Origin of the sequence: Marinovum sp., from assembly GCF_034669705.1 — a bacterium.
Classification (GTDB): Bacteria; Pseudomonadota; Alphaproteobacteria; order Rhodobacterales; family Rhodobacteraceae; genus Marinovum.
On the sequence record NZ_JAXMOR010000002.1, the window covers coordinates 143871 to 162405 of the forward strand.

An 18535-nucleotide genomic window follows, 5' to 3' on the forward strand; every position below is an offset into this window, starting at 1 on the left:
ACGTTAACGATCTCTGCGCTGCGGCAATCCATTTGACTCTTCGCCCCCCCTCGCCCACAAACTCGCCAATCATCACTTTCATGGGAGATTTTCGATGAAGAAGGTCTATGGCTCGGCGTCAGAAGCGCTCGACGGCCTGCTTTTCGACGGCATGCAGATCGCGGCGGGGGGCTTCGGGCTCTGCGGCATCCCGGAACTGCTGATCGACGCGCTGGTCGACAGCGGCGTCAAGGATCTGACCGTGGCGTCGAACAATGCCGGCGTCGACGGCTTCGGTCTCGGCAAGCTGCTCGAAACCAAGCAGATCAAGAAGATGATGTCCTCCTATGTCGGTGAGAACGCCGAATTCATGCGCCAGTACCTCTCCGGCGAGCTCGAGCTCGAGTTCAACCCGCAGGGCACCCTGGCCGAGCGCATGCGCGCCGGCGGCGCCGGCATCCCGGGCTTTTACACCAAGACCGGCGTCGGCACCCAGATCGCCGAGGGCAAGGAAGTGAAGCAGTTCCGCGGCGAGGATTACATCCTCGAAGAGGGCATCTTTGCCGACCTGTCGATCGTCAAGGCGTGGAAGGCCGATGACACCGGCAACCTGGTGTTCCGCAAGACCGCGCGCAACTTCAACCCGCCGGCGGCGATGTGCGGCAAGGTCTGCGTCGTGGAGGTGGAAGAGATCGTCGAGCGCGGCGCGCTCGATCCCGATCACATCCACCTGCCCGGCATCTACGTGCACCGGATCGTCCAGGGGCAGCACGAGAAACGCATCGAACAGCGCACCACGCGCAAGAGGGAGGACGCCTGATGGCCGCTGAAATCAAGGGCTGGGACCGCAACCAAATGGCCGCCCGCGCGGCGGAAGAGCTCGAAGACGGCATGTACGTCAACCTCGGCATCGGCATCCCGACGCTGGTGGCGAACTACGTCGGCGACAAGGACATCACCCTGCAGTCCGAAAACGGCATGCTGGGCATGGGCCCCTTCCCCTTCGAGGGCGAGGAAGACCCCGACCTGATCAACGCCGGCAAGCAGACCATCACCGAACTGGCGCGCACCTCGTATTTCGACAGCGCGACGAGCTTCGGCATGATCCGCGGCGGCAAGATCGCGGCGGCGATCCTCGGCGCGATGGAAGTGGCCGAGAACGGCGACCTCGCCAACTGGATGATCCCCGGCAAGCTGGTCAAGGGCATGGGCGGCGCGATGGACCTGGTGGCCGGCGTCGGCCGCGTCATCGTGGTGATGGACCACACCAACAAGCACGGTGACAGCAAGCTGCTGAAGGCCTGCACCCTGCCGCTGACCGGCAAGGGCGTGGTCGACCGGATCATCACCAACCTCGGCGTGCTCGACGTGGTGGACGGCGGCCTCAGGATCGTCGCCTGCGCCGATGGCGTCAGCGAAGACGAGATCCGCGCCGCCACCGAGGCAACCATCGTCTGACAAATGACCGGGGCGGCCAGGCGCTGCCCCGATCCTTCTTCTGTTCAAAAATACCCTCGGGGGAGGCCGTCAGGCCGGGGGCAGCGCCCCCTCCTCCGCTCAGAGCCTGTAGCTGGGCAAGAGCTGGAACGCCTCGCGCAGCGCCTGCCCCCAGAGCTGGCTGATCCCCTGATAGACCGCGTCATCGGCCTGCACCCGCTTGTTGCGGTGGTTGCTGAAACTGTCGGTCTCGTAGATCTGCAGGTCGAAGGGCAGGCCGACCGAGAGGTTCGATTTCACCGTCGAATCGAAGGACACCAGCAGCAGCTTGATCGCATCCTCGAAATCCATCGTCCGGTCATAGGCGCGTACCAGGATCGGCTTGCCGTATTTGGTCTCGCCGATCTGAAAGAATGGCGTGTCCTCGGTGATTTCGATGAAATTGCCCTCGGGGTAGATCAGAAAGATCGTCGGTTGCCCGCCGCGGATCTGTCCCCCCACGATGATCGAGGCGCCGAACTGGTCGTCAGAGGTCTGGCCCGTGGGCGAGGCATCGGCGATCACCTCGCGCAGGGTGTCGCCGACCAGCCGCGCCACCTGGAACATCGTCGGCTGGTGCAGCAGGCTGGGGTCGCGCTGCTCCTCCGAGACCGAGCGCTCGTTGAGCAGGCTGATCACCGATTGCGTGGTGGCCAGATTGCCGGCGGTCATGATGGTGATCGCCCGCTCGCCCGGCACCTCCCAGGTGAACATCTTCTTGCTGACGGCGAAATTGTCGACGCCGGCGCTGGTGCGGGTGTCGGACATGAACACCAGGCCGTGGTCGAGCCGCATTCCGATACAATAGGTCATCTGCCGGTTCCGAAGGTGAGGTCAGCCCCAGTCTTACTGCTGAACCTGCAGCGAGACCACAAGCGATTCCTCGGCCGAGCCCATCCGCAGCCCGGCCACCGGCGCGGCATCGCGGGCATCGCGGCCGGTGGCGATACGGGCGTATTTCTCGTCCGGCGAGACGCCGTTCGAGACGTCGAAGCCGACCCAGCCCAATCCTTCAACATGCACCTCGGCCCAGGCATGGGTCGCCTCCTGTTCGGTCTGGTCGTTGACCAGCAGATAGCCACTCACATAGCGCGCCGGCAGCCCCGACAAGCGGGCGGCGGACACAAAAATCTGGGCATGGTCCTGACAGACGCCGGAAGTGCCCTGCAGCGCCGCCTCGGCGCCGGTGTCGGCGCCGGTGGTGCCGGTCGCATAGGGCAGCGCCTGCAGGATCGCCGCCGAGAGCGCATGCAGGCTGTCAAGCTGGCCGGCCGGCTCCGGCGCCACCGCCGGCAGCGCCCGGATCGCCGCGCCCGGACGGGTCAGCGGCGTCTGCTGGCGGTAGTACCACAGCGGCGCCACGCCATCGTGCCGGCCGAAGACACCGCTGCCATCCAGCGTCTCGACCGTGCCATGGGCGCGCAGCCGCAGCCCCTGGCCGCCGGGATCGAGGCTGACCAGGTCGACATGGTTGCCGTGGTGGTCGCGGTAGCTGGTCTCGATCCGCCCGCCGGCAATCTCGATCTGCCACTCCGCCACCCGCTGCACCTGAGAGGCCAGAGGCCGCAGCCGCACCTTCTGCAGCGCATAGCTCACCGGGGCGCTGTAGCCGTAATCGGTGCCGTGGTTGATCGTGATGTCCATCGCCTTACCCCGCAAACCTGAAATCGGTCTCGACCTGCCGCGCGAGCCCCGCGGTATCACCGATCAGCCGGGTGATGAAATCATGCAGCCCCTCGTTGAAGATCGAGGTGATGTCGCGTTTCTCCAGCTGGCAGCAGAGCGCATCGGCCAGGTCATGCGACGGGTGGCGGGTCTCGTAATCCTCGGCCAGGTTGCCGAGGCTGCGCACGATCTCGCAGGCGCTGTAGGCCAGCGAGCGCGGCATCCGCCGGTCGAGGATCAGGAAGGCGGCGATGGCAGGGGCGGTGAAATCCTCTTCCACCGCCCAGCGGAACGACCGATGCGCCGAGACCGAGCGCAGGATGGTCTCCCATTGCACGTTGTCGAGCCGGCTGCCGACGAAGGAGGGCGCCGGCAGCAGCGAATAGTATTTCACGTCGATCAGCCGCGCCGTGTTGTCCATCCGTTCGACATAGGTGCCGAGACGGCAGAAATCATAGACGTCGTTGCGCAGCATGGTGCCGTAGAGCGCGCCGCGCACCAGCCCCGACTGCTGGCGGATGGTGGCCAGCACCGCCGGCAGCTCGGTCTGCGGGATCTCGTCCCTGAGCAGTTCGGTGAACAGCATCCAGGTTTCGTTCACGGCCGCCCAGACCTCGGTGGTCAGCGCGGTGCGCACGGTGCGGGCATTGTCGCGCGCCGACTTGATGATCGACAGCACCGAGCTCGGGTTCGCCGTCTCGCGCAGCAGGAAGTTCACCACCTGCGCGCTGTCATAGCCGTCATGCGCCGCCTCATAGGCCGATTGCGCCGCCAGCGTGACGATGACCGAGCGCCATTCGGCCTCGGCGCTGTTGGAGCGGGTGAGCGCGATGCGGAACCCCGCCTCGATCAGCCGCGCCGTGTTTTCCGCCCGTTCGAGCGAGCGGAACATCCAGTAGAGCCCGCCTGCGGTTTTGCCCAGCATGTCAGTCTTCCAGTACCCAAGTGTCTTTGGTGCCGCCGCCCTGGCTCGAATTGACCACCAGAGAGCCCTCCTTGAGCGCCACCCGGGTCAGCCCGCCGGGCGCGATCTTGACCCCCTGCGGCGAGACCAGCGCAAAGGGCCGCAGGTCGACATGGCGCGGTGCCAGCCCGTTGTCGGCAAAGATCGGCACGGTCGAGAGCGCCAGCGTCGGCTGGGCGATGTAGTTGCCGGGCCGTGCGCGCAGCTTCTCGGCGAAATCCGCCAGCTCCTGCTTGGTGGCCGCCGGCCCCACCAGCATGCCATAGCCGCCAGAGCCATGCACCTCCTTGACCACCAGCTCGGCAAGGTTGTCGAGCACGTATTTCAGCGCCTCGGGCTCGGAACAGCGCCAGGTCTCGACGTTCTTCAGGATCGCCGGTTCGCCGGTATAGAATCGCACGATATCGGGCAGGTAGCTGTAGACCGCCTTGTCATCGGCGACCCCGGTGCCCGGCGCATTGGCAATGGTCACGTTGCCGGCGCGGTAGACATCCATGATCCCCGGCACGCCCAGCATCGAGTTGGGGTTGAAGGTCAGCGGGTCGAGGTATTCGTCATCGACCCGGCGATAGATCACGTCGATCCGCTTGTAGCCGCGGGTGGTGCGCATGGCGATATGGCCGTCGACGATGCGCAGGTCATGGCCCTCGACCAGCTCGACCCCCATCTGATCGGCGAGGAAACTGTGCTCGTAATAGGCCGAGTTGTGGATGCCGGGGGTCAGCACCACCACGCAGGGCCGGCCCTTGCAGCCCAGCGGCGCCGAGGCTTCCAGCGACCGGCGCAGGTTGCGGGGATAGTCGCTGACCGGCTGCACCCGGATCCGGCTGAAGAGTTCCGGGAACATCTGCAGCATGGTCTCGCGGTTTTCCAGCATGTAGCTGACGCCCGACGGGGTGCGGGCATTGTCCTCGAGGACAAAGAAATCATCCTCGCCGGTGCGCACGATATCTGTGCCGACGATATGGGTATAGACCCCGCCGGGCGGCGAGAACCCCATCATTTCCGGCAGAAAGGCCTCATTCTGGGCGATCAGCTCGATCGGGATCACCCCGGCGCGGATGATTTCCTGCCGGTTGTAGATGTCATGCAGAAAGGCGTTGATCGCGATGATCCGCTGCTCGATGCCTTTCGACAGCCGGCTCCACTCGCGGTCCGAGATGATCCGCGGCACCAGATCGAAGGGGATCAGCCGCTCTTCGGCATCGGCCTCGCCATAGACGTTGAAGGTGATGCCGGTGCGGCGAAAGAACGCTTCGGCCTCTCGCGATTTCTGCGAGAGCCTTTCGTTGTTCTGTCGGGCGAACCAGGCGTCATAGCTGGCATAGGGCGCGCGGGCCTGGCCGGCGCTGTACATTTCACTGAAATACGGGCTGTCGCTTGTCATGGGCCGAGCCTAGATAACCCGGCGGCACTGGCAACGAAGAGCAGGTCGCGGCGCGGCGCGGCGGCAGCTTTGCCTTGAAATCGATCACCCCCGAGGCAAATGCCTGCAAACAAGGCAACGCATGCCTGCTCGCCCCGGTCTTCTGGCCTGTGGCCATCACATCGTCACGAACACGCAGCCGTCCGAGATGAACATCGGCGGTGTCTTGCACAGGCCCTGCGCCACCTTCCAGGCCGCCAGCACCTTGGGGATGTAGTCGCGGGTCTCGGCATAGGGCGGCACGCCGCCGTGCTTGCCGATCGAGTTCTCGCCCGCGTTGTAGCCCGCCAGAACCAGCAGCGGGTCGCCCTCGAACTTGTTGATCAGGAAGTCGAGGAACTTGACCCCGCCTCTTATATTGTCAGCCGCAACCGCGCTGTCGGTGACGCCGAACCGCGCGGCGGTCGCCGGCATCAGCTGCATCAGGCCCTGCGCGCCCGCCGACGAAACCGCATCGACCCGGCCGCCGCTCTCGACCGACATCACCGCCAGCGCCAGCGCCGGCGAGACCTGGGTGCCGACCGTCGCGGTGAGGATCTCCACCCCGCGGGCGGCGGCGATGGCTTGCAGGTCGGCCAGCCGCGGCGGCCGGACCCCCTGCCCCTTGGGAGCCTTGTCGAGCGCCGCCAGAGCCTCGTCCAGGCGGCCGGGGTTGCGGTCTTCGTATTTCGCCGAGACGGTTGTCCAGAACCAGCCGTAGGTCGCAACGCCGCTGGCACCGTCGGTCGCCGGGGCCGGTTTCGCGGCGACCGGCTTGCGCGGGGCCGGCGCGGTGATCTGCACCAGAATGCGCTTCTTGGTGCCGGGCTTGGGCGGCTTGACCCGCCGGGCCTCGAAATCGGGAAAGGCCGGCGCTTCGGCCAGGGCGGGAAGTGGCGCCGCCATCAGGGCGCACAGCACGGCGCCATATGCCAGATGTCTCATCTTGATACCTGCTCTGCCTCGTTGGGCGATGTCATTGTCGCCAAACCTCGCAAAAAACCGCGCCTGAGGCCAGTTTGGTCGCATTCAAAAGCTGCGCGCGCGCCATATTTGCCAACAATTGTCCGCGCCCGGCGGCCGGTTCATGCACCGCTAAAATTATTTGAGGCGAAAAATCAGCGACTTGCGGAGTTTTCCGCGGGGCCGACCGGCAGGGCCGCAAATTGAGCGATTGCCGCCCAACTGCCGCCCCATTCGGGTGGCCTATTAGCGTCATACCAAGTCGGACAGACCTGAGGTGAGAGGCAGGCCTGAGACCCCCGGCGAGGTGAACGAAACGCAAAATCGACCTACGGAGAAAACACCATGATCAACTTCATCAAGAACTTCCGCAAAGACGAAGACGGCGCCGTTACTGTTGACTGGGTCGTGCTGACCGCAGCCATCGTCGGCCTGGCGATCGCAGCCTACGGCGCGATCGAAACCAACGCCACCACCCTGTTCAACGCCACTGCCGGCGCGATCTCGGGCGAGAACGACTTCTGATCGTTTACCTGAGCCTCTGATCTGAGGGTCCTGTCGCGGCAGGACCCGACACCCAACATACAGGCCCCTGTGGCCGAACCGGAGACACACCATGATCAACTTCATCAAGAACTTCCGCAAAGACGAAGACGGCGCCGTTACTGTTGACTGGGTCGTGCTGACCGCAGCCATCGTCGGCCTGGCGATCGCGGCCTACGGCGCGATCGAAACCAACGCCACCACCCTGTTCAACGCCACTGCCGGCGCGATCTCGGGTGAAAACGACTTCTGATCGTTTACCTGACCAAAGACAGGTACCCGGATTTCGCGCTCGGGTGCCTGTCTGACCCTCTGTGCCCTGCGGCACAGGTCGCCCGCGGGGCGGCTGCCGCGTAACGGCGCGGCGGGTCAGGCCTCGGGGGCACAGCCCTGTGCAATGCTCCCGAGCTGTCCAGAACGGACCCACAGGCTCGACGGTTCAGCCGGCATCGCCGGCATCGTCCTATTGAGGTATCAAGAGTTGGGAGAGACGGCTATGCAAAGGCTTCTCAAGAATTTTTTCAAGGCCGAAGATGGCGCCGTCACCGTGGACTGGGTTGTTCTGACCGCAGCCATCGTCGGCCTTGCCGCCGTGGCCTATGTCTCGATCGAGACCAACACCAACACGCTGTCGACCGCCATTGGCGGCGCGATCGGCGGACAAAACGATTTCTAGACCCTGATCCCCCTCAGGCAGCGTGACCGACAGCCGGCCCCTGACCAGGGCCGGCTTTCGCATGCCCGGGCCGCCGCGTGCCCTGCAATCGCGCGCCATCAGCCGCCAGGCCGCCCGCTCCGCGGCTTAAATTCACCACATTCATCCGGCAAAACGGAAACAATGATTTGAAGGAAAGGGCAGGATAATGCGAGTGGTATTCGGATTGGTGCTGATTCTCGGCATCGCGCTGGCCGGCTTCGCGGTTTACCTGGCCAACGGCTATGTGAACTCCTATCGCGTGGCACTGGCCAAGGCCAAGGGCTCGGAGGGCATCGCGACGGTCGATGTCTATGTTGCGACAAAACGCATGAACTACGGCGACAGGCTGGAGACGGAGGCGGTGCGGGTGGTGAAATTTCCGCGCGCCTCGGTGCCGGAGGGCACCTTCCTGCAGCAGGGCGGCGCCGTCCCCTATCACAAGCCCTGGGACGAGCTCGACGAGGCGACCCAGGCCAAGCTTCGTGAGAACCCCGAACCGGGCGTGCACCCGCGCCGCGACGGGATGAAGATCACCGAGACCGACGATCTGTTTCCCGACGGCGGCGAGGCGCGCTACGTGCTGCGCACCATCGAGCGCGGCGAGGCGATCCTGGCCACCAAGGTCACCCGCCCCGGCCAGGATGCCGGCATCACCTCGCGGCTGGACCCCGGCATGCGCGCCTTCGCGATCAAGGTCGACGTGGCCTCCGGGGTCTCGGGCTTCCTGCGGCCGGGCGACCGGGTCGATGTCTACTGGACCGGCCGCGTCTCCTCCTACGGTGACGAAGGCGGGCGCAGCTCCTCCGACGTGACCAAGCTGATCGAAACCGGCGTCAAGCTGATCGCCATCGACCAGTCTGCCTATGGCGACAGTTCGGCGACCACCATCGCCCGCACCGTGACCGTCTCGGCCAAGCCGCAGCAGGTGGCGGCCCTGGCCCAGGCGCAATCCACCGGCCGCCTGTCGCTGGCGCTGGTGGGCTCGGGCGACACCTCGGAGGTCGGCCCGGTCGAGGTTGACCAGATGAGCCTTCTGGGGCTCGAGGCGCCGGAGGTCGAGAAGGTCGTCGAGGCAAAGCAGGAAGAAGTTTGCACAATCCGCACCCGCAAGGGCGGCGAGATGGTCGAGATCCCGATTCCCTGCACCAACTGAGCGGCACCCTCTACATCAGGTAGGTCTGAAAGAGCAAAACGCCGCATCCTGTGATGCGGCGTTTCATTTTTTTCGCGCTGTTGCGAGATACCCACATAAAAGCCCGCTCGGAAGCCATTGATTCTTGCAAAAAATCCAAACTTCCCGCAAGGTGACGCCAAATGCAGGCGAAAAGACCTGCGAGTTGAGGCGTGATCGGAAAGGCAGGTCACAGATGACAGTGAAGATGTTCCTCGGAGCCGCCCTCATGGGCGCCGCTCTGGCCACCGGGCCGTTTGCGCCGAGCGCGCAGGCCGAAACCCTCCGGGTGGTGCGGCAGGGCACCTCGTCCAAGCTCTCGGTGCCGATCAACCGCGCGGTGGTGGTCGAAAGCGACGTGCCCTTTGCCGAGCTGTCGATCGCCAACCCCGCCATTGCCGACATCTCGTCGCTCTCGGACCGCACGATCTATGTGCTGGGCAAGGGCACCGGCACCACGACGCTGACGCTGCTCGATGCCTCGGGCCGGCTGATCACCAATGTCGATGTGCATGTCACCTTCGACCTCACGGAATTCAAGGAACGGCTGCGCCAGATCATGCCGGGCGAGAAGATCGAGGTGCGCAGCGCCGACGACGGTATCGTGCTGTCGGGCGTCGCCTCGTCGACGCAAAAGATGATGCGCGCGCTGGACCTTGCCGAACGCTACGCGCCGGAGCGGGTGTCGAACCTGATGAGCGTCGGTGGCGTCCAGCAGGTGATGCTCAAGGTCCGCTTTGCCGAGATGTCGCGCAACGTGTCGAAATCGCTGGCCTCGTCGCTGGCACTGGGCGGCAACGTCGCCAACAACAACGTCGGCGTGCGCTTTGGCTCCGGCCAGGCAGCGCGGAACTCGGCGCTGCAGGGCATCCTCAACGGCGTGATCCCCGGGTCCACCGCGAACGAGCTCTCCTCCTCAATCGGCTTCAACCTTGGTGCGGTCGAGGTGGCGCTGCTGCTCGAGGCGCTGGAAAGCAAGGGCATGGTGCGGATGCTGGCCGAGCCCAACCTCACCGCCCTCTCGGGCCAGGAGGCGACCTTTCTGGCCGGTGGCGAATACCCGGTGCCGGTCTCGGCCGAAAGCGACCTGATCCGTATCGAGTTCAAGCCCTTCGGCATCGAGCTGAGCTTTACCCCCCGGGTGGTCGACAATGACGTCATCAACCTCGAACTGAAGACCGCCGTCTCGGCAATCGACCCGACCAACGGGTTCGTCAACAACGACTTCCAGATCGACGCCTTCACCCGCCGCGAGGCGACCACCACGGTGGAGATGCGCGACGGCGAGAGCTTTGCCATCGCCGGTCTGCTCAAGGACGACTTCCGCGATCTCAACGGCCAGGTGCCCTGGCTGGGCGATGTGCCGGTGCTGGGCGCGCTGTTCCGGTCGGCCGAATACAGCCGCGAGCAATCCGAGCTGGTGATCATCGTGACACCGCATCTGGTGACGCCAACCCGCGGCGAAGCCCTGGCCCTGCCCACCGACAAGGTGCGGCCGCCGTCAGAGAAAGACCTCTTCCTGCATGGCCGCGTGGCCAGCGACACGGCACCCCGGAAAGGACCCGTTGCCGAAGTTGCCAAGCAGGACTTCTCCGGGTCCTATGGCTATGTGATGGATTGATCGGATGCAGCAGGTGCGCTTGACATATCTCGTGGCTTCGGTCGCCGCCCTCGGCATCCTGGCCGGGTGTTCGCCCCATGGCGGGCCGGTGCAGGGTTCGTTCTATCGCGAATCCGGAGCGCTGATCGATACCGGCAATTTCGGCACCGCGACGATGAACAACCAGGCCTATCAGACCGGCGAGAAGCAATGGGTCTACAACATGGCCCAGCGTTTCGCCGAAGAGGTGCCGACGACGGTGAACTTCGCCTTCAACTCGACCCGGATCGAGGCCGGCGCCGCCGCCACGCTGAGCCGTCAGGCCGCGTGGATCAAGCGCTTCCCCGAGGTCCGCTTCCGGGTCTATGGCCATACCGACAAGGTGGGCTCCAACGCCTACAACCGTCAGCTCGGCCAGCGCCGCGCCGATGCGGTCGTGGCCTTCCTGGTGGGCCAGGGCATCTCGCCGAGCCGTCTCGAGGCGGTGGTGAGCTTTGGCGAGACCCAGCCGCTGATCGTGACCGAAGGACGTGAGCGCCGCAACCGCCGCACCGTGACCGAGGTCTCTGGCTTCGTGGCGGGCCACCCGATGCTGCTCGACGGCAATTACGCCGCCGTCGTCTACCGCGAGTACCTGACCTCCGGCGAGCCCGGATCGACCTTTACCACTGGCGTCTCGACCGGCTCCCAGGCCGACACGTCCGACAGCTCTGCCAACTAGACTACCTCGTATCCCGGCAGGCAAAAGGAGGCGGATGTTCCGCCTCCTTTTTCGTTTCCAGCGCCATGAACAATCCCCCGGGATCGATGGCGATTGGCCCGTTTTCGCGAAATGACGATTTTTTGGCCGCAATCTCGCCTGAATTTTCAAGCACTTTCGGATCAGTGAAATGTGCCACGTGGGACGATTAACCCGCGGGACGGCCCCAGACCCCGCGACCGCACCGGCACATCGCATGCCGGACGTCGGCAGGGCTAGAGGGCGGGTAGAGTTTGTAAAGGATAAAGGCCATGACGGACGAAACAGCGCTTGAGATGGACATTCCTCCCATCGTCGCCTGCACGATCAGCCGGAACGTGCAGGAATTCGAGCTCCTGATCGAAGACATGGAAACCGCTCTGGGCGAGCAATGGGGCGACCTCGGCTTTGACGAGGCGATCCCGTTCTTTGCCCAGCAGGACGCCGAGGCGCTGGAGTTCATCGCCATCGCCATGGATGCCGAGGACGAGGCCGACCTGCCGGTGCTGGCCGAGATCATCGAGGCCGCCAAGGCGCGCGACATCAAGGTGATCCTGATCACCGAGGATGTCTCGCCGGCGGCGCTGCACCACCTGATGCGCAAGGGCGCCGATGAATTCGTCCCCTACCCGCTGCCAGAGACCGAGCTGCAATTCGCCATCGACCGGGTGCGCGCCGCCGCCGCTGCCCCGTCGGAGGCCGCCGCCGCCGGCGCGCTGGTTGAGGTCTCCGAGATCGACGCGGCTGAGGCGCAGCCCGAAGAGAAGAAGGTCAAGCTCAAGAAAGGCGCGGCCCGCAACGGCGTGCTGATCGCGGTGCACGGCCTGGTCGGTGGCGTCGGCTCCACGACCTTTGCCACCAACCTCGCCTGGGAGCTGGCCACCATCGCCAAGACCGAAGCGCCCAAGGTCTGCCTGATCGACCTCGACCTGCAGTTCGGCTCGGTCGCCACCTATCTCGACCTGCCGCGCCGCGAGTCGGTCTACGAGCTGCTGTCGGACATCGAGAACATGGACGAGGACAGCTTCAGCCAGGCGCTGATGGACTACGAGGAAAAGATGCAGGTGCTCACCGCGCCGGCCGACATGCTGCCGCTGGACCTCTTGCCGCCGCAGGACGTGGAAAAGCTGCTGCGGACCGCCTGCGAGCACTTCGACTATGTGGTCGTCGACATGCCCAAGACGCTGGTGCAATGGTCCGAGACCGTGCTCACCATGGCGCATGTCTACTTCTCGATCCTCGAGATCGACATGCGCTCGGCGCAGAATGCCCTGCGCCTGAAGCGTGCGCTGCAGTCCGAGGACCTGCCCTTCGAGAAGCTGCGGTTCCTGCTCAACCGCGCGCCGAAGTTCACCGACCTGACCGGCAAGAGCCGGGTCAAGCGCATGGCCGAGAGCCTCGGCATCGCCATCGACGTGCAATTCCCCGACGGCGGCAAGCCGGTGGTGCAGGCCTGCGACCACGGTCTGCCGCTGGCCACCGCCGCCGCCAAGAACCCGCTGCGCCGTGAAATCGCAAAGCTTGCCAAATCGCTGCACGAAGTGGGTGCAGACGCGGCAGAAGCAGCCTGAGGACAGAGCCCATGTTTTCCAAATACCGCAAATCCGACGCCGCCAAGCCGGCCGCCGCCAAGGCCGACAACGTCGCCAAGCTGCCGCCCCGCGAGGACGCCCCCGCCAAGACGGTCTCGATGCGCCGGCCGGTGGTCAAGACCCTGGCGTCCCGCCCCGAGGCCACCGACAAGGAACAGAAGCGCAAGGAGAAGATGGGCGAGCTGAAGCTCGACCTGCACCGCGCGCTGCTCGACAATCTCAACCTCGGCGCGCTGGAACATGCTACCGAGGCCGACCTGAAATCCGAGATCAGCGATATCGGCGAGGAGCTGATGACCGAGAAGGGCGTGGTGCTGAACCGCGAGGATCGCACCACGCTGATCCAGGAGCTCTACAACGAGGTCAAGGGCCTCGGCCCGCTCGAGCCGCTGCTGCAGGACGACACCGTCAACGACATCCTCGTCAACGGCCCGCAACAGATCTTTGTCGAGCGCAACGGCAAGCTCACGCTGTCGGACGTGACTTTCAAGGACGAAAAGCACCTGCTGCGGATCATCGACAAGATCGTCTCGGCGGTGGGCCGGCGCGTGGACGAGAGCAACCCCTATGTCGACGCCCGTCTTGCAGATGGCTCGCGGTTCAACGCCATGGTGCCACCGATCGCGGTCGATGGCTCGCTGGTCTCGATCCGGAAGTTCAAGAAGGAGAAGCTGGCGGTCGACGACCTCGTCAAGTTTGGCGCCTTCACCGAGGAAATGGCCGCCTATCTTCAGGCCGCCGTCGCCTGCCGGCTCAACGTCATCGTCTCCGGCGGCACCGGCTCGGGCAAGACCACGACGCTCAACGCGCTGTCGTCCTTCATCGACGACAGCGAACGGATCCTGACGATCGAGGACACCGCCGAACTGCAGCTGCAACAGACCCATGTCGGCCGGATGGAAAGCCGCCCCGCCAACGTCGAGGGCAAGGGCGCGGTCAGCCAGCGCGACTGTCTGCGCAACGCCCTGCGGATGCGGCCCGACCGGATCATCGTCGGCGAGACCCGCGGCGAGGAAGTGATCGACATGCTGCAGGCGATGAACACCGGCCACGACGGCTCGATGACCACGATCCACGCCAACTCGGCCCGCGACGGGGTGAGCCGGCTCGAGAACATGGTCGCCATGGCCGGGATCGAGATGCCGCTCAAGGCGGTGCGCTCGCAGATCTCCTCGGCGGTCAACCTGATCGTTCAGGCCTCGCGCCTGCAGGACGGCTCGCGCCGCATGGTCTCGATCACCGAGGTGACCGGCATGGAGGGCGAGGTGATCTCGATGCAGGAGGTCTTCCGCTACCAGCGCGTGGGCCTGACGCCCGACAACAAGATCATCGGCCACTTCACCGCCACCGGCGTGCGCAGCCACTATTCCGAGCGCTTCAAGCTCTGGGGCTACGACCTGCCGCCTGCCATCTTTGAACCCTTCGCCGCGGAGTAAGGCTCATGGAGCTCACTGCAGAACCGATCATCTACGGGTTGATCTTCGTCGGCGTCCTGGCGCTGGTCGAAGGGGTCTACCTGACCGTCTTTGGCAAATCGATCAGCCTCAACAGCCGGGTCAACCGCCGGCTCGAGATGATCGACAAGGGCGCGCGCCGCGACGAGGTGCTGGAAAAGCTCCGCAAGGAGATGAACCAGCACGTCAAGTCGCGCAAGATACCGCTCTATTCGCTGCTTGCCACCAAGGCGCAGAAGGCGGCCATCGCCTTTACCCCCACGCAGCTGATCCTGATCATGGTGGCGGTCAGCTTCCTGGCCTTCGTCGGGTTGACGCTGGGCACCGAAACCGGGCTCGCGGTGCGCTGCGCCGGGGCCGTCGCCATGGGGGTCGGCGGGGTCTACACCTGGATCAACCACAAGGCGGGCAAGCGCATGTCGATGCTCGAGGAGCAGCTGCCCGACGCCATCGAGTTGATCGTCCGGTCGCTCCGCGTCGGCCACCCCTTCTCCTCGGCGCTGACCATCGTGTCGAAAGAGGTCAAGGACCCGCTGGCCTCGGAACTGGGCGTGATCGCCGACGAGGCCGCCTATGGACGCGACGTGGGCGAGGCGCTGCGCGAGATGTCGGACCGGCTCGACATGCAGGACCTGCGCTTTCTCGCGGTCGCGGTGACCATCCAGCAGCAATCGGGCGGCAACCTCGCCGAGGTGCTGGCGGGGCTGTCCAAGGTGATCCGGGCGCGCTTTCGCCTCTTTCGCCGGGTCAAGGCGATCACCGCCGAGGCCAAGTGGTCTGGCAAGTTCCTGTCAGGCTTTCCGATCATGTGCCTGATCTTCATCCAGCTCACCGACCCGCATTACTATGACGAGGTGATGGACCACCCGTTCTTCATCCCGGCCTGTTTCGTGGTCTTCGGCTTCCTCGCGGCGAACCTGATCGTCATGCGGATGCTCGTGAACATCAAAGTCTGAGGGAGACCGTCATGTTTGAACCCGGTGGAATGCTCTACGACCTCTTCGGCCCGATGGCCCCTGTGCTCCTGGTGGGCGCTCTGGGTGTGGTCCTGCTGCTGCTGGCGCTGTCGATGCTGCTCAAGCAGCGCCCCGACCCGATGGACAAACTGGTGGCGCAGACCCGCCAGCAGAAAGGCATCAAGGGCGAGACCCTGCGCTCTAGCGGGACCACGAACAAGAAGCTCGAGAAATACGGCAGCTTCCTCGAACCGCAGGATCAGGAAAGCTATTCCGAGATCCAGAAGAAGCTGATGCAGGCCGGCTATCGCGGCCGAGACGCGGTGCGGATGTTTCATGCCGCGCAGGTGATCCTCGGCGTGCTGGCCCTGGCGCTTGGCCTGGCCTACTACTACCTCGTGCTCGGCCCCGAGAACGCCACCACCCAGCAGATGGTGATGTATATCCTCGGTCCCGGAGCCGCGGGCTATTTCCTGCCCAAGTACTGGATCACCAGCCGCGCCGGCAAGCGCCACGAAGAGATCGAGGACGGCTTTCCCGACGCGCTCGACATGATGCTGGTCTGCGTCGAGGCCGGGCAGTCGCTCGACCAGTCGATCCTGCGGGTGTCCAAGGAAATCCAGTCGTCCTATCAGGAGCTTGCCTATGAGTTTCAGGTGGTCAGCCATGAGATCAAGGCCGGCAAGGACAAGTCCACCGTGCTCAACGACATGGGCGAGCGCTGCGGCGTGCAGGACATCGCGTCGTTTGTCACCGTGCTGATCCAGGCGCAGACCTTCGGCACCTCGATCGCCGAGGCGCTGCGGGTCTATGCCGGCGAGATGCGCGACAAGCGGGTGATGCGGGCCGAGGAAAAGGCCAACAAGCTGCCCACCAAGATGACGCTGGTGACCATGGGCCTGACCGTGCCGCCGCTGCTGATCATCCTCGTCGGTCCCTCGGCGATGGGTATCATGAAGCTGGGTTCGCTGGCGGGGTAAGGCGGTGGGGTGCCCCCCATTAGGGCACCCGGCCGGTTTCTCGTGGCGGGCGGTGGGTTGCAAACCCACCCTACGGGCCAGGGACCCTTGCCGCAGGAGGCGGTGGGTTGCAAACCCATCCTACGGCCGGCGACCCGGGGACGGGGTGCATCGCCACTCCATCAGCGCAGGGCCGGATCGGCAAAATCGCAACGTGGGCGGGGTTTTTGCGGCAAGGCGCGACAAACCGCTGCGGGAAACCCGCCGCTCTGCGGTAGTCTCTGGTCAAGCCGGGCCGCCCGAGGGTGAGACACCGGCACCAAACGAGGCAGCCAACGAGCAGGAAAGACGGTGTCCCTTTCCAAGACAGTCGGCCTTCTGGCCGCGATCCTGAGCCTGACCGCCTGTTCCCAGGGCGGTCTTTCGCGTGACCGCAACTCGCCCTACGCGCCCGAGGTCAACCGCCGGGCGGATGCGGTCGACCAGTTGCTGGTCGGCCACCGGCTTCTGGCCGCCAACGAGAACGAACTGGCGCTGGCCGCCTTCAACCGCGCCGCGCTTGATCGCGGGATCGGCGATGCCGAGGTGCTCACCGCGCTGGGCAGCGCCAACCTCGCGCTTGGCCGGCTGGGCCAGGCCGAGACCCTGCTGCGACGCGCGGTCAAGAGGGAAGAGGGCTGGGCCGAGGTCTGGAACAATCTCGGCGTGGTGCTGATGGAGCGCGGCAAGCATGCCGAGGCCGCCCAGGTGTTCCGCCGGGCCTATGCGCTCGACAGTGGCCAGAGCGACGCGATCCGCGACAACCTGCGGCTGGCGCTCGCAAAACTGGACAATATCCAGTACGGTATCGAGCAAGAACAAGACTACAAACTGGTGCGGCGGGGGAGCTCGGACTACCTGATCCGAACCGCACTCTAGAGGCAAGAGCAGAAAAGGACGCAAAAATGCGCCATCCCACCTTTGTGTTCGCCGGTCTGGCCGCCGTGCTGGCGCTGGCCGCCTGTGAAAAGGGGATCGACAAGGACGCGGTCGATCGCAAGCTGCAAGACATCAACGTGATCGACGAAAGCAACCTCAACGAGGTGATGCTGACCAACTCCGATCCCAACGAGGCGGTGAGCTATTTCCAGCGCGCCACCGCCGGCCAGCCCGAACGCATCGACCTGCAGCGCGGCCTTGCGGAATCGCTGATCCGCGCCAAGCGGCCGACCGAGGCGGTCACGGTCTGGAAGAAGATCATCAAGCTCGAGGACAGCACCCCCGACGACCGTATCGAGCTGGCCGATGCCTATATCCGCAACAACCAGTGGGCTGAGGCCGAAGAGGTGCTCGACGCGGTGCCGCCGACCCACGAGACCTTCAAGCGCTACAGGCTCGAGGCGATGATCGCCGACAGCAACGAGGAGTGGAAGAAGGCCGACAGCTTCTACGAGACCGCGGTGGGCCTGACCACCAGCCCCTCCGGCGTGATGAACAACTGGGGCTATTCCAAGCTGAGCCGCGGCGATTACGCCGGTGCCGAGCGGTTGTTCGTCCAGGCGATCCGCCAGGACAGCGCGCTCTTTACCGCCAAGAACAATCTGGTGCTGGCCCGCGGCGCGCAGGGCAACTACACCCTGCCGGTGGTGCCGATGAGCCAGCAGGAGCGCGCCGAACTGCTCTATACCCTCGGCCTCTCGGCGGTCAAACGCGGCGATGTCGAGACCGGCAAGGGCCTGTTCCGCGATGCCGTCGAGACCCACCCGCAGTATTTCGAGGCCGCCGTCCGCTCGCTGAGCGCCCTGGAAAACAACACGGCGAACTGAGCGATGGGCCTCACTGTCACCAGCTGGTCGGCCCTGTGGTTCCTGCCCTTCGTGGTGCCGGTCTGCCTCTATGTCTGCTGGTCCGACATGCGGGCGATGAAGATCCCCAACAAGGCGGTGCTGGCGCTGGCAGCGGTGTTTCTGGTGGTCGGTCTGATCGCCCTGCCGCTTGCCGACTACCCCTGGCGGCTGGTGCAGCTGGTGGTGGTGCTGTTGGCCGGCATCGTGATGAACGCCACCGGGCTGGTGGGCGCGGGCGACGCCAAGTTCGCCGCCGCCGCCGCGCCCTTCATCCACCCCAGCGATGTCGTCTTCCTGATGATGCTGCTGGCGGCGACGCTGCTGGGCGCCTTTGCCGCCCACCGGCTGGCCAAATACACCCCCCTGCGCCGCATGGCACCCTCCTGGCAAAGCTGGGACACCGGCAGCGATTTCCCGATGGGTCTGGCGCTTGGCGGCACGCTGGCGCTCTACCTCGCGCTCGGCGCGGTTTTCGGGAGCTGACGGCGATGCGCTTCACGATTTCTGAACTCCTTCTTGCCACCATGACCCTGCGTCGAGAGAGGT

General features: G+C 65.1%; 21 protein-coding genes. 15 read left to right on the forward strand and 6 right to left on the reverse strand.

Annotation, left to right across the window (positions count from 1 at the left end; all coding sequences use genetic code 11):
• Positions 1-94: 94 nt before the first annotated feature.
• Positions 95-799, forward strand: a complete 705-nt coding sequence (locus tag VOI27_RS02110) for a CoA transferase subunit A (protein ID WP_323763634.1) — start codon at positions 95-97, stop codon at positions 797-799.
• The gene (locus tag VOI27_RS02115; protein ID WP_323763635.1) at positions 799-1437 is read left to right on the forward strand and encodes a 3-oxoacid CoA-transferase subunit B; all 639 of its coding nucleotides are present in this window, start codon (positions 799-801) and stop codon (positions 1435-1437) included. The genes VOI27_RS02110 and VOI27_RS02115 overlap by 1 nt, the downstream gene beginning before the upstream one ends.
• A gap of 99 nt (positions 1438-1536) precedes the next feature.
• Here the strand turns inward: VOI27_RS02115 and VOI27_RS02120 are convergent, their stop codons facing one another.
• The 5 genes from VOI27_RS02120 to VOI27_RS02140 form a co-directional block, all read right to left on the reverse strand.
• Positions 1537-2268, reverse strand: coding sequence for a peptidase (locus tag VOI27_RS02120; protein ID WP_323763636.1), 732 nt, complete (start codon positions 2266-2268; stop codon positions 1537-1539).
• Between the two features lie 33 nt (positions 2269-2301).
• The gene (locus VOI27_RS02125; protein WP_323763637.1) at positions 2302-3099 is read right to left on the reverse strand and encodes a transglutaminase family protein; all 798 of its coding nucleotides are present in this window, start codon (positions 3097-3099) and stop codon (positions 2302-2304) included.
• 4 nt (positions 3100-3103) lie between these two features.
• Positions 3104-4045: an alpha-E domain-containing protein gene (locus VOI27_RS02130; protein WP_323763638.1), complete on the reverse strand. Its 942-nt coding sequence runs from the start codon at positions 4043-4045 to the stop codon at positions 3104-3106.
• A 1-nt stretch (position 4046) separates the two neighbouring features.
• A complete protein-coding gene (locus VOI27_RS02135) occupies positions 4047-5471 on the reverse strand; it encodes a circularly permuted type 2 ATP-grasp protein (RefSeq protein WP_323763639.1) in 1425 nt (474 codons plus the stop codon).
• Positions 5472-5627: 156 nt separating this feature from the next.
• Positions 5628-6434 carry a lytic transglycosylase domain-containing protein gene (locus VOI27_RS02140; RefSeq protein ID WP_323763640.1) on the reverse strand — a complete coding sequence of 269 codons (807 nt, stop codon included), beginning with the start codon at positions 6432-6434 and terminating at the stop codon, positions 5628-5630.
• A 363-nt stretch (positions 6435-6797) separates the two neighbouring features.
• Between VOI27_RS02140 and VOI27_RS02145 the strand changes: the two genes are divergently transcribed.
• The 6 genes from VOI27_RS02145 (at position 6798) to VOI27_RS02170 (ending at position 11184) form a co-directional block, all read left to right on the forward strand.
• A complete protein-coding gene (locus VOI27_RS02145; protein ID WP_323763641.1) occupies positions 6798-6977 on the forward strand; it encodes a hypothetical protein in 180 nt (59 codons plus the stop codon).
• 91 nt (positions 6978-7068) lie between these two features.
• Complete coding sequence (locus VOI27_RS02150) at positions 7069-7248, forward strand: hypothetical protein (protein WP_323763641.1); 180 nt, start codon at positions 7069-7071, stop codon at positions 7246-7248.
• A 243-nt stretch (positions 7249-7491) separates the two neighbouring features.
• Positions 7492-7671, forward strand: coding sequence for a hypothetical protein (locus tag VOI27_RS02155; protein ID WP_323763642.1), 180 nt, complete (start codon positions 7492-7494; stop codon positions 7669-7671).
• A gap of 187 nt (positions 7672-7858) precedes the next feature.
• On the forward strand, positions 7859-8845 hold the full coding sequence (gene cpaB / locus VOI27_RS02160) for a Flp pilus assembly protein CpaB (RefSeq protein WP_323763643.1): 987 nt from the start codon (positions 7859-7861) through the stop codon (positions 8843-8845).
• Between the two features lie 214 nt (positions 8846-9059).
• Positions 9060-10484, forward strand: a complete 1425-nt coding sequence (locus VOI27_RS02165; protein ID WP_323763644.1) for a type II and III secretion system protein family protein — start codon at positions 9060-9062, stop codon at positions 10482-10484.
• A gap of 4 nt (positions 10485-10488) precedes the next feature.
• Positions 10489-11184, forward strand: coding sequence for an OmpA family protein (locus VOI27_RS02170; RefSeq protein ID WP_416374628.1), 696 nt, complete (start codon positions 10489-10491; stop codon positions 11182-11184).
• A gap of 1 nt (position 11185) precedes the next feature.
• Here VOI27_RS02170 and VOI27_RS02175 read toward each other — a convergent pair whose 3' ends face one another.
• Positions 11186-11362: a hypothetical protein gene (locus VOI27_RS02175; RefSeq protein ID WP_323763646.1), complete on the reverse strand. Its 177-nt coding sequence runs from the start codon at positions 11360-11362 to the stop codon at positions 11186-11188.
• A gap of 112 nt (positions 11363-11474) precedes the next feature.
• Here VOI27_RS02175 and VOI27_RS02180 point away from each other — a divergent pair, with 112 nt between their 5' ends.
• The 7 genes from VOI27_RS02180 (at position 11475) to VOI27_RS02210 (ending at position 18472) form a co-directional block, all read left to right on the forward strand.
• Positions 11475-12773 carry an AAA family ATPase gene (locus VOI27_RS02180; RefSeq protein WP_323763647.1) on the forward strand — a complete coding sequence of 433 codons (1299 nt, stop codon included), beginning with the start codon at positions 11475-11477 and terminating at the stop codon, positions 12771-12773.
• Positions 12774-12784: 11 nt separating this feature from the next.
• Entirely contained in the window at positions 12785-14230 is a 1446-nt protein-coding gene (locus tag VOI27_RS02185; RefSeq protein WP_323763648.1) for a CpaF family protein, read from the forward strand.
• 5 nt (positions 14231-14235) lie between these two features.
• Positions 14236-15204, forward strand: a complete 969-nt coding sequence (locus VOI27_RS02190; RefSeq protein ID WP_323763649.1) for a type II secretion system F family protein — start codon at positions 14236-14238, stop codon at positions 15202-15204.
• Between the two features lie 11 nt (positions 15205-15215).
• A complete protein-coding gene (locus VOI27_RS02195; RefSeq protein ID WP_323763650.1) occupies positions 15216-16184 on the forward strand; it encodes a type II secretion system F family protein in 969 nt (322 codons plus the stop codon).
• Between the two features lie 330 nt (positions 16185-16514).
• Positions 16515-17081: a tetratricopeptide repeat protein gene (locus tag VOI27_RS02200; protein WP_416374629.1), complete on the forward strand. Its 567-nt coding sequence runs from the start codon at positions 16515-16517 to the stop codon at positions 17079-17081.
• A gap of 26 nt (positions 17082-17107) precedes the next feature.
• Entirely contained in the window at positions 17108-17968 is an 861-nt protein-coding gene (locus tag VOI27_RS02205) for a tetratricopeptide repeat protein (protein ID WP_323763651.1), read from the forward strand.
• Between the two features lie 3 nt (positions 17969-17971).
• Entirely contained in the window at positions 17972-18472 is a 501-nt protein-coding gene (locus VOI27_RS02210) for a prepilin peptidase (protein ID WP_323763652.1), read from the forward strand.
• The last annotated feature ends 63 nt before the right edge of the window (positions 18473-18535 follow it).

Excerpts from the sequence above, each read along its gene's own strand:
- VOI27_RS02110 (WP_323763634.1), top strand. The coding sequence starts at position 95 with ATGAAGAAGGTCTATGGCTCGGCGTCAGAAGCGCTCGACGGCCTGCTT.
- VOI27_RS02115 (WP_323763635.1), top strand. The coding sequence starts at position 799 with ATGGCCGCTGAAATCAAGGGCTGGGACCGCAACCAAATGGCCGCCCGC.
- VOI27_RS02120 (WP_323763636.1), bottom strand. The coding sequence starts at position 2,268 with ATGACCTATTGTATCGGAATGCGGCTCGACCACGGCCTGGTGTTCATG.
- VOI27_RS02125 (WP_323763637.1), bottom strand. The coding sequence starts at position 3,099 with ATGGACATCACGATCAACCACGGCACCGATTACGGCTACAGCGCCCCG.
- VOI27_RS02130 (WP_323763638.1), bottom strand. The coding sequence starts at position 4,045 with ATGCTGGGCAAAACCGCAGGCGGGCTCTACTGGATGTTCCGCTCGCTC.
- VOI27_RS02135 (WP_323763639.1), bottom strand. The coding sequence starts at position 5,471 with ATGACAAGCGACAGCCCGTATTTCAGTGAAATGTACAGCGCCGGCCAG.
- VOI27_RS02140 (WP_323763640.1), bottom strand. The coding sequence starts at position 6,434 with ATGAGACATCTGGCATATGGCGCCGTGCTGTGCGCCCTGATGGCGGCG.
- VOI27_RS02145 (WP_323763641.1), top strand. The coding sequence starts at position 6,798 with ATGATCAACTTCATCAAGAACTTCCGCAAAGACGAAGACGGCGCCGTT.
- VOI27_RS02150 (WP_323763641.1), top strand. The coding sequence starts at position 7,069 with ATGATCAACTTCATCAAGAACTTCCGCAAAGACGAAGACGGCGCCGTT.
- VOI27_RS02155 (WP_323763642.1), top strand. The coding sequence starts at position 7,492 with ATGCAAAGGCTTCTCAAGAATTTTTTCAAGGCCGAAGATGGCGCCGTC.
- cpaB (WP_323763643.1), top strand. The coding sequence starts at position 7,859 with ATGCGAGTGGTATTCGGATTGGTGCTGATTCTCGGCATCGCGCTGGCC.
- VOI27_RS02165 (WP_323763644.1), top strand. The coding sequence starts at position 9,060 with ATGACAGTGAAGATGTTCCTCGGAGCCGCCCTCATGGGCGCCGCTCTG.
- VOI27_RS02170 (WP_416374628.1), top strand. The coding sequence starts at position 10,489 with ATGCAGCAGGTGCGCTTGACATATCTCGTGGCTTCGGTCGCCGCCCTC.
- VOI27_RS02180 (WP_323763647.1), top strand. The coding sequence starts at position 11,475 with ATGACGGACGAAACAGCGCTTGAGATGGACATTCCTCCCATCGTCGCC.
- VOI27_RS02185 (WP_323763648.1), top strand. The coding sequence starts at position 12,785 with ATGTTTTCCAAATACCGCAAATCCGACGCCGCCAAGCCGGCCGCCGCC.
- VOI27_RS02190 (WP_323763649.1), top strand. The coding sequence starts at position 14,236 with ATGGAGCTCACTGCAGAACCGATCATCTACGGGTTGATCTTCGTCGGC.
- VOI27_RS02195 (WP_323763650.1), top strand. The coding sequence starts at position 15,216 with ATGTTTGAACCCGGTGGAATGCTCTACGACCTCTTCGGCCCGATGGCC.
- VOI27_RS02205 (WP_323763651.1), top strand. The coding sequence starts at position 17,108 with ATGCGCCATCCCACCTTTGTGTTCGCCGGTCTGGCCGCCGTGCTGGCG.
- VOI27_RS02210 (WP_323763652.1), top strand. The coding sequence starts at position 17,972 with ATGGGCCTCACTGTCACCAGCTGGTCGGCCCTGTGGTTCCTGCCCTTC.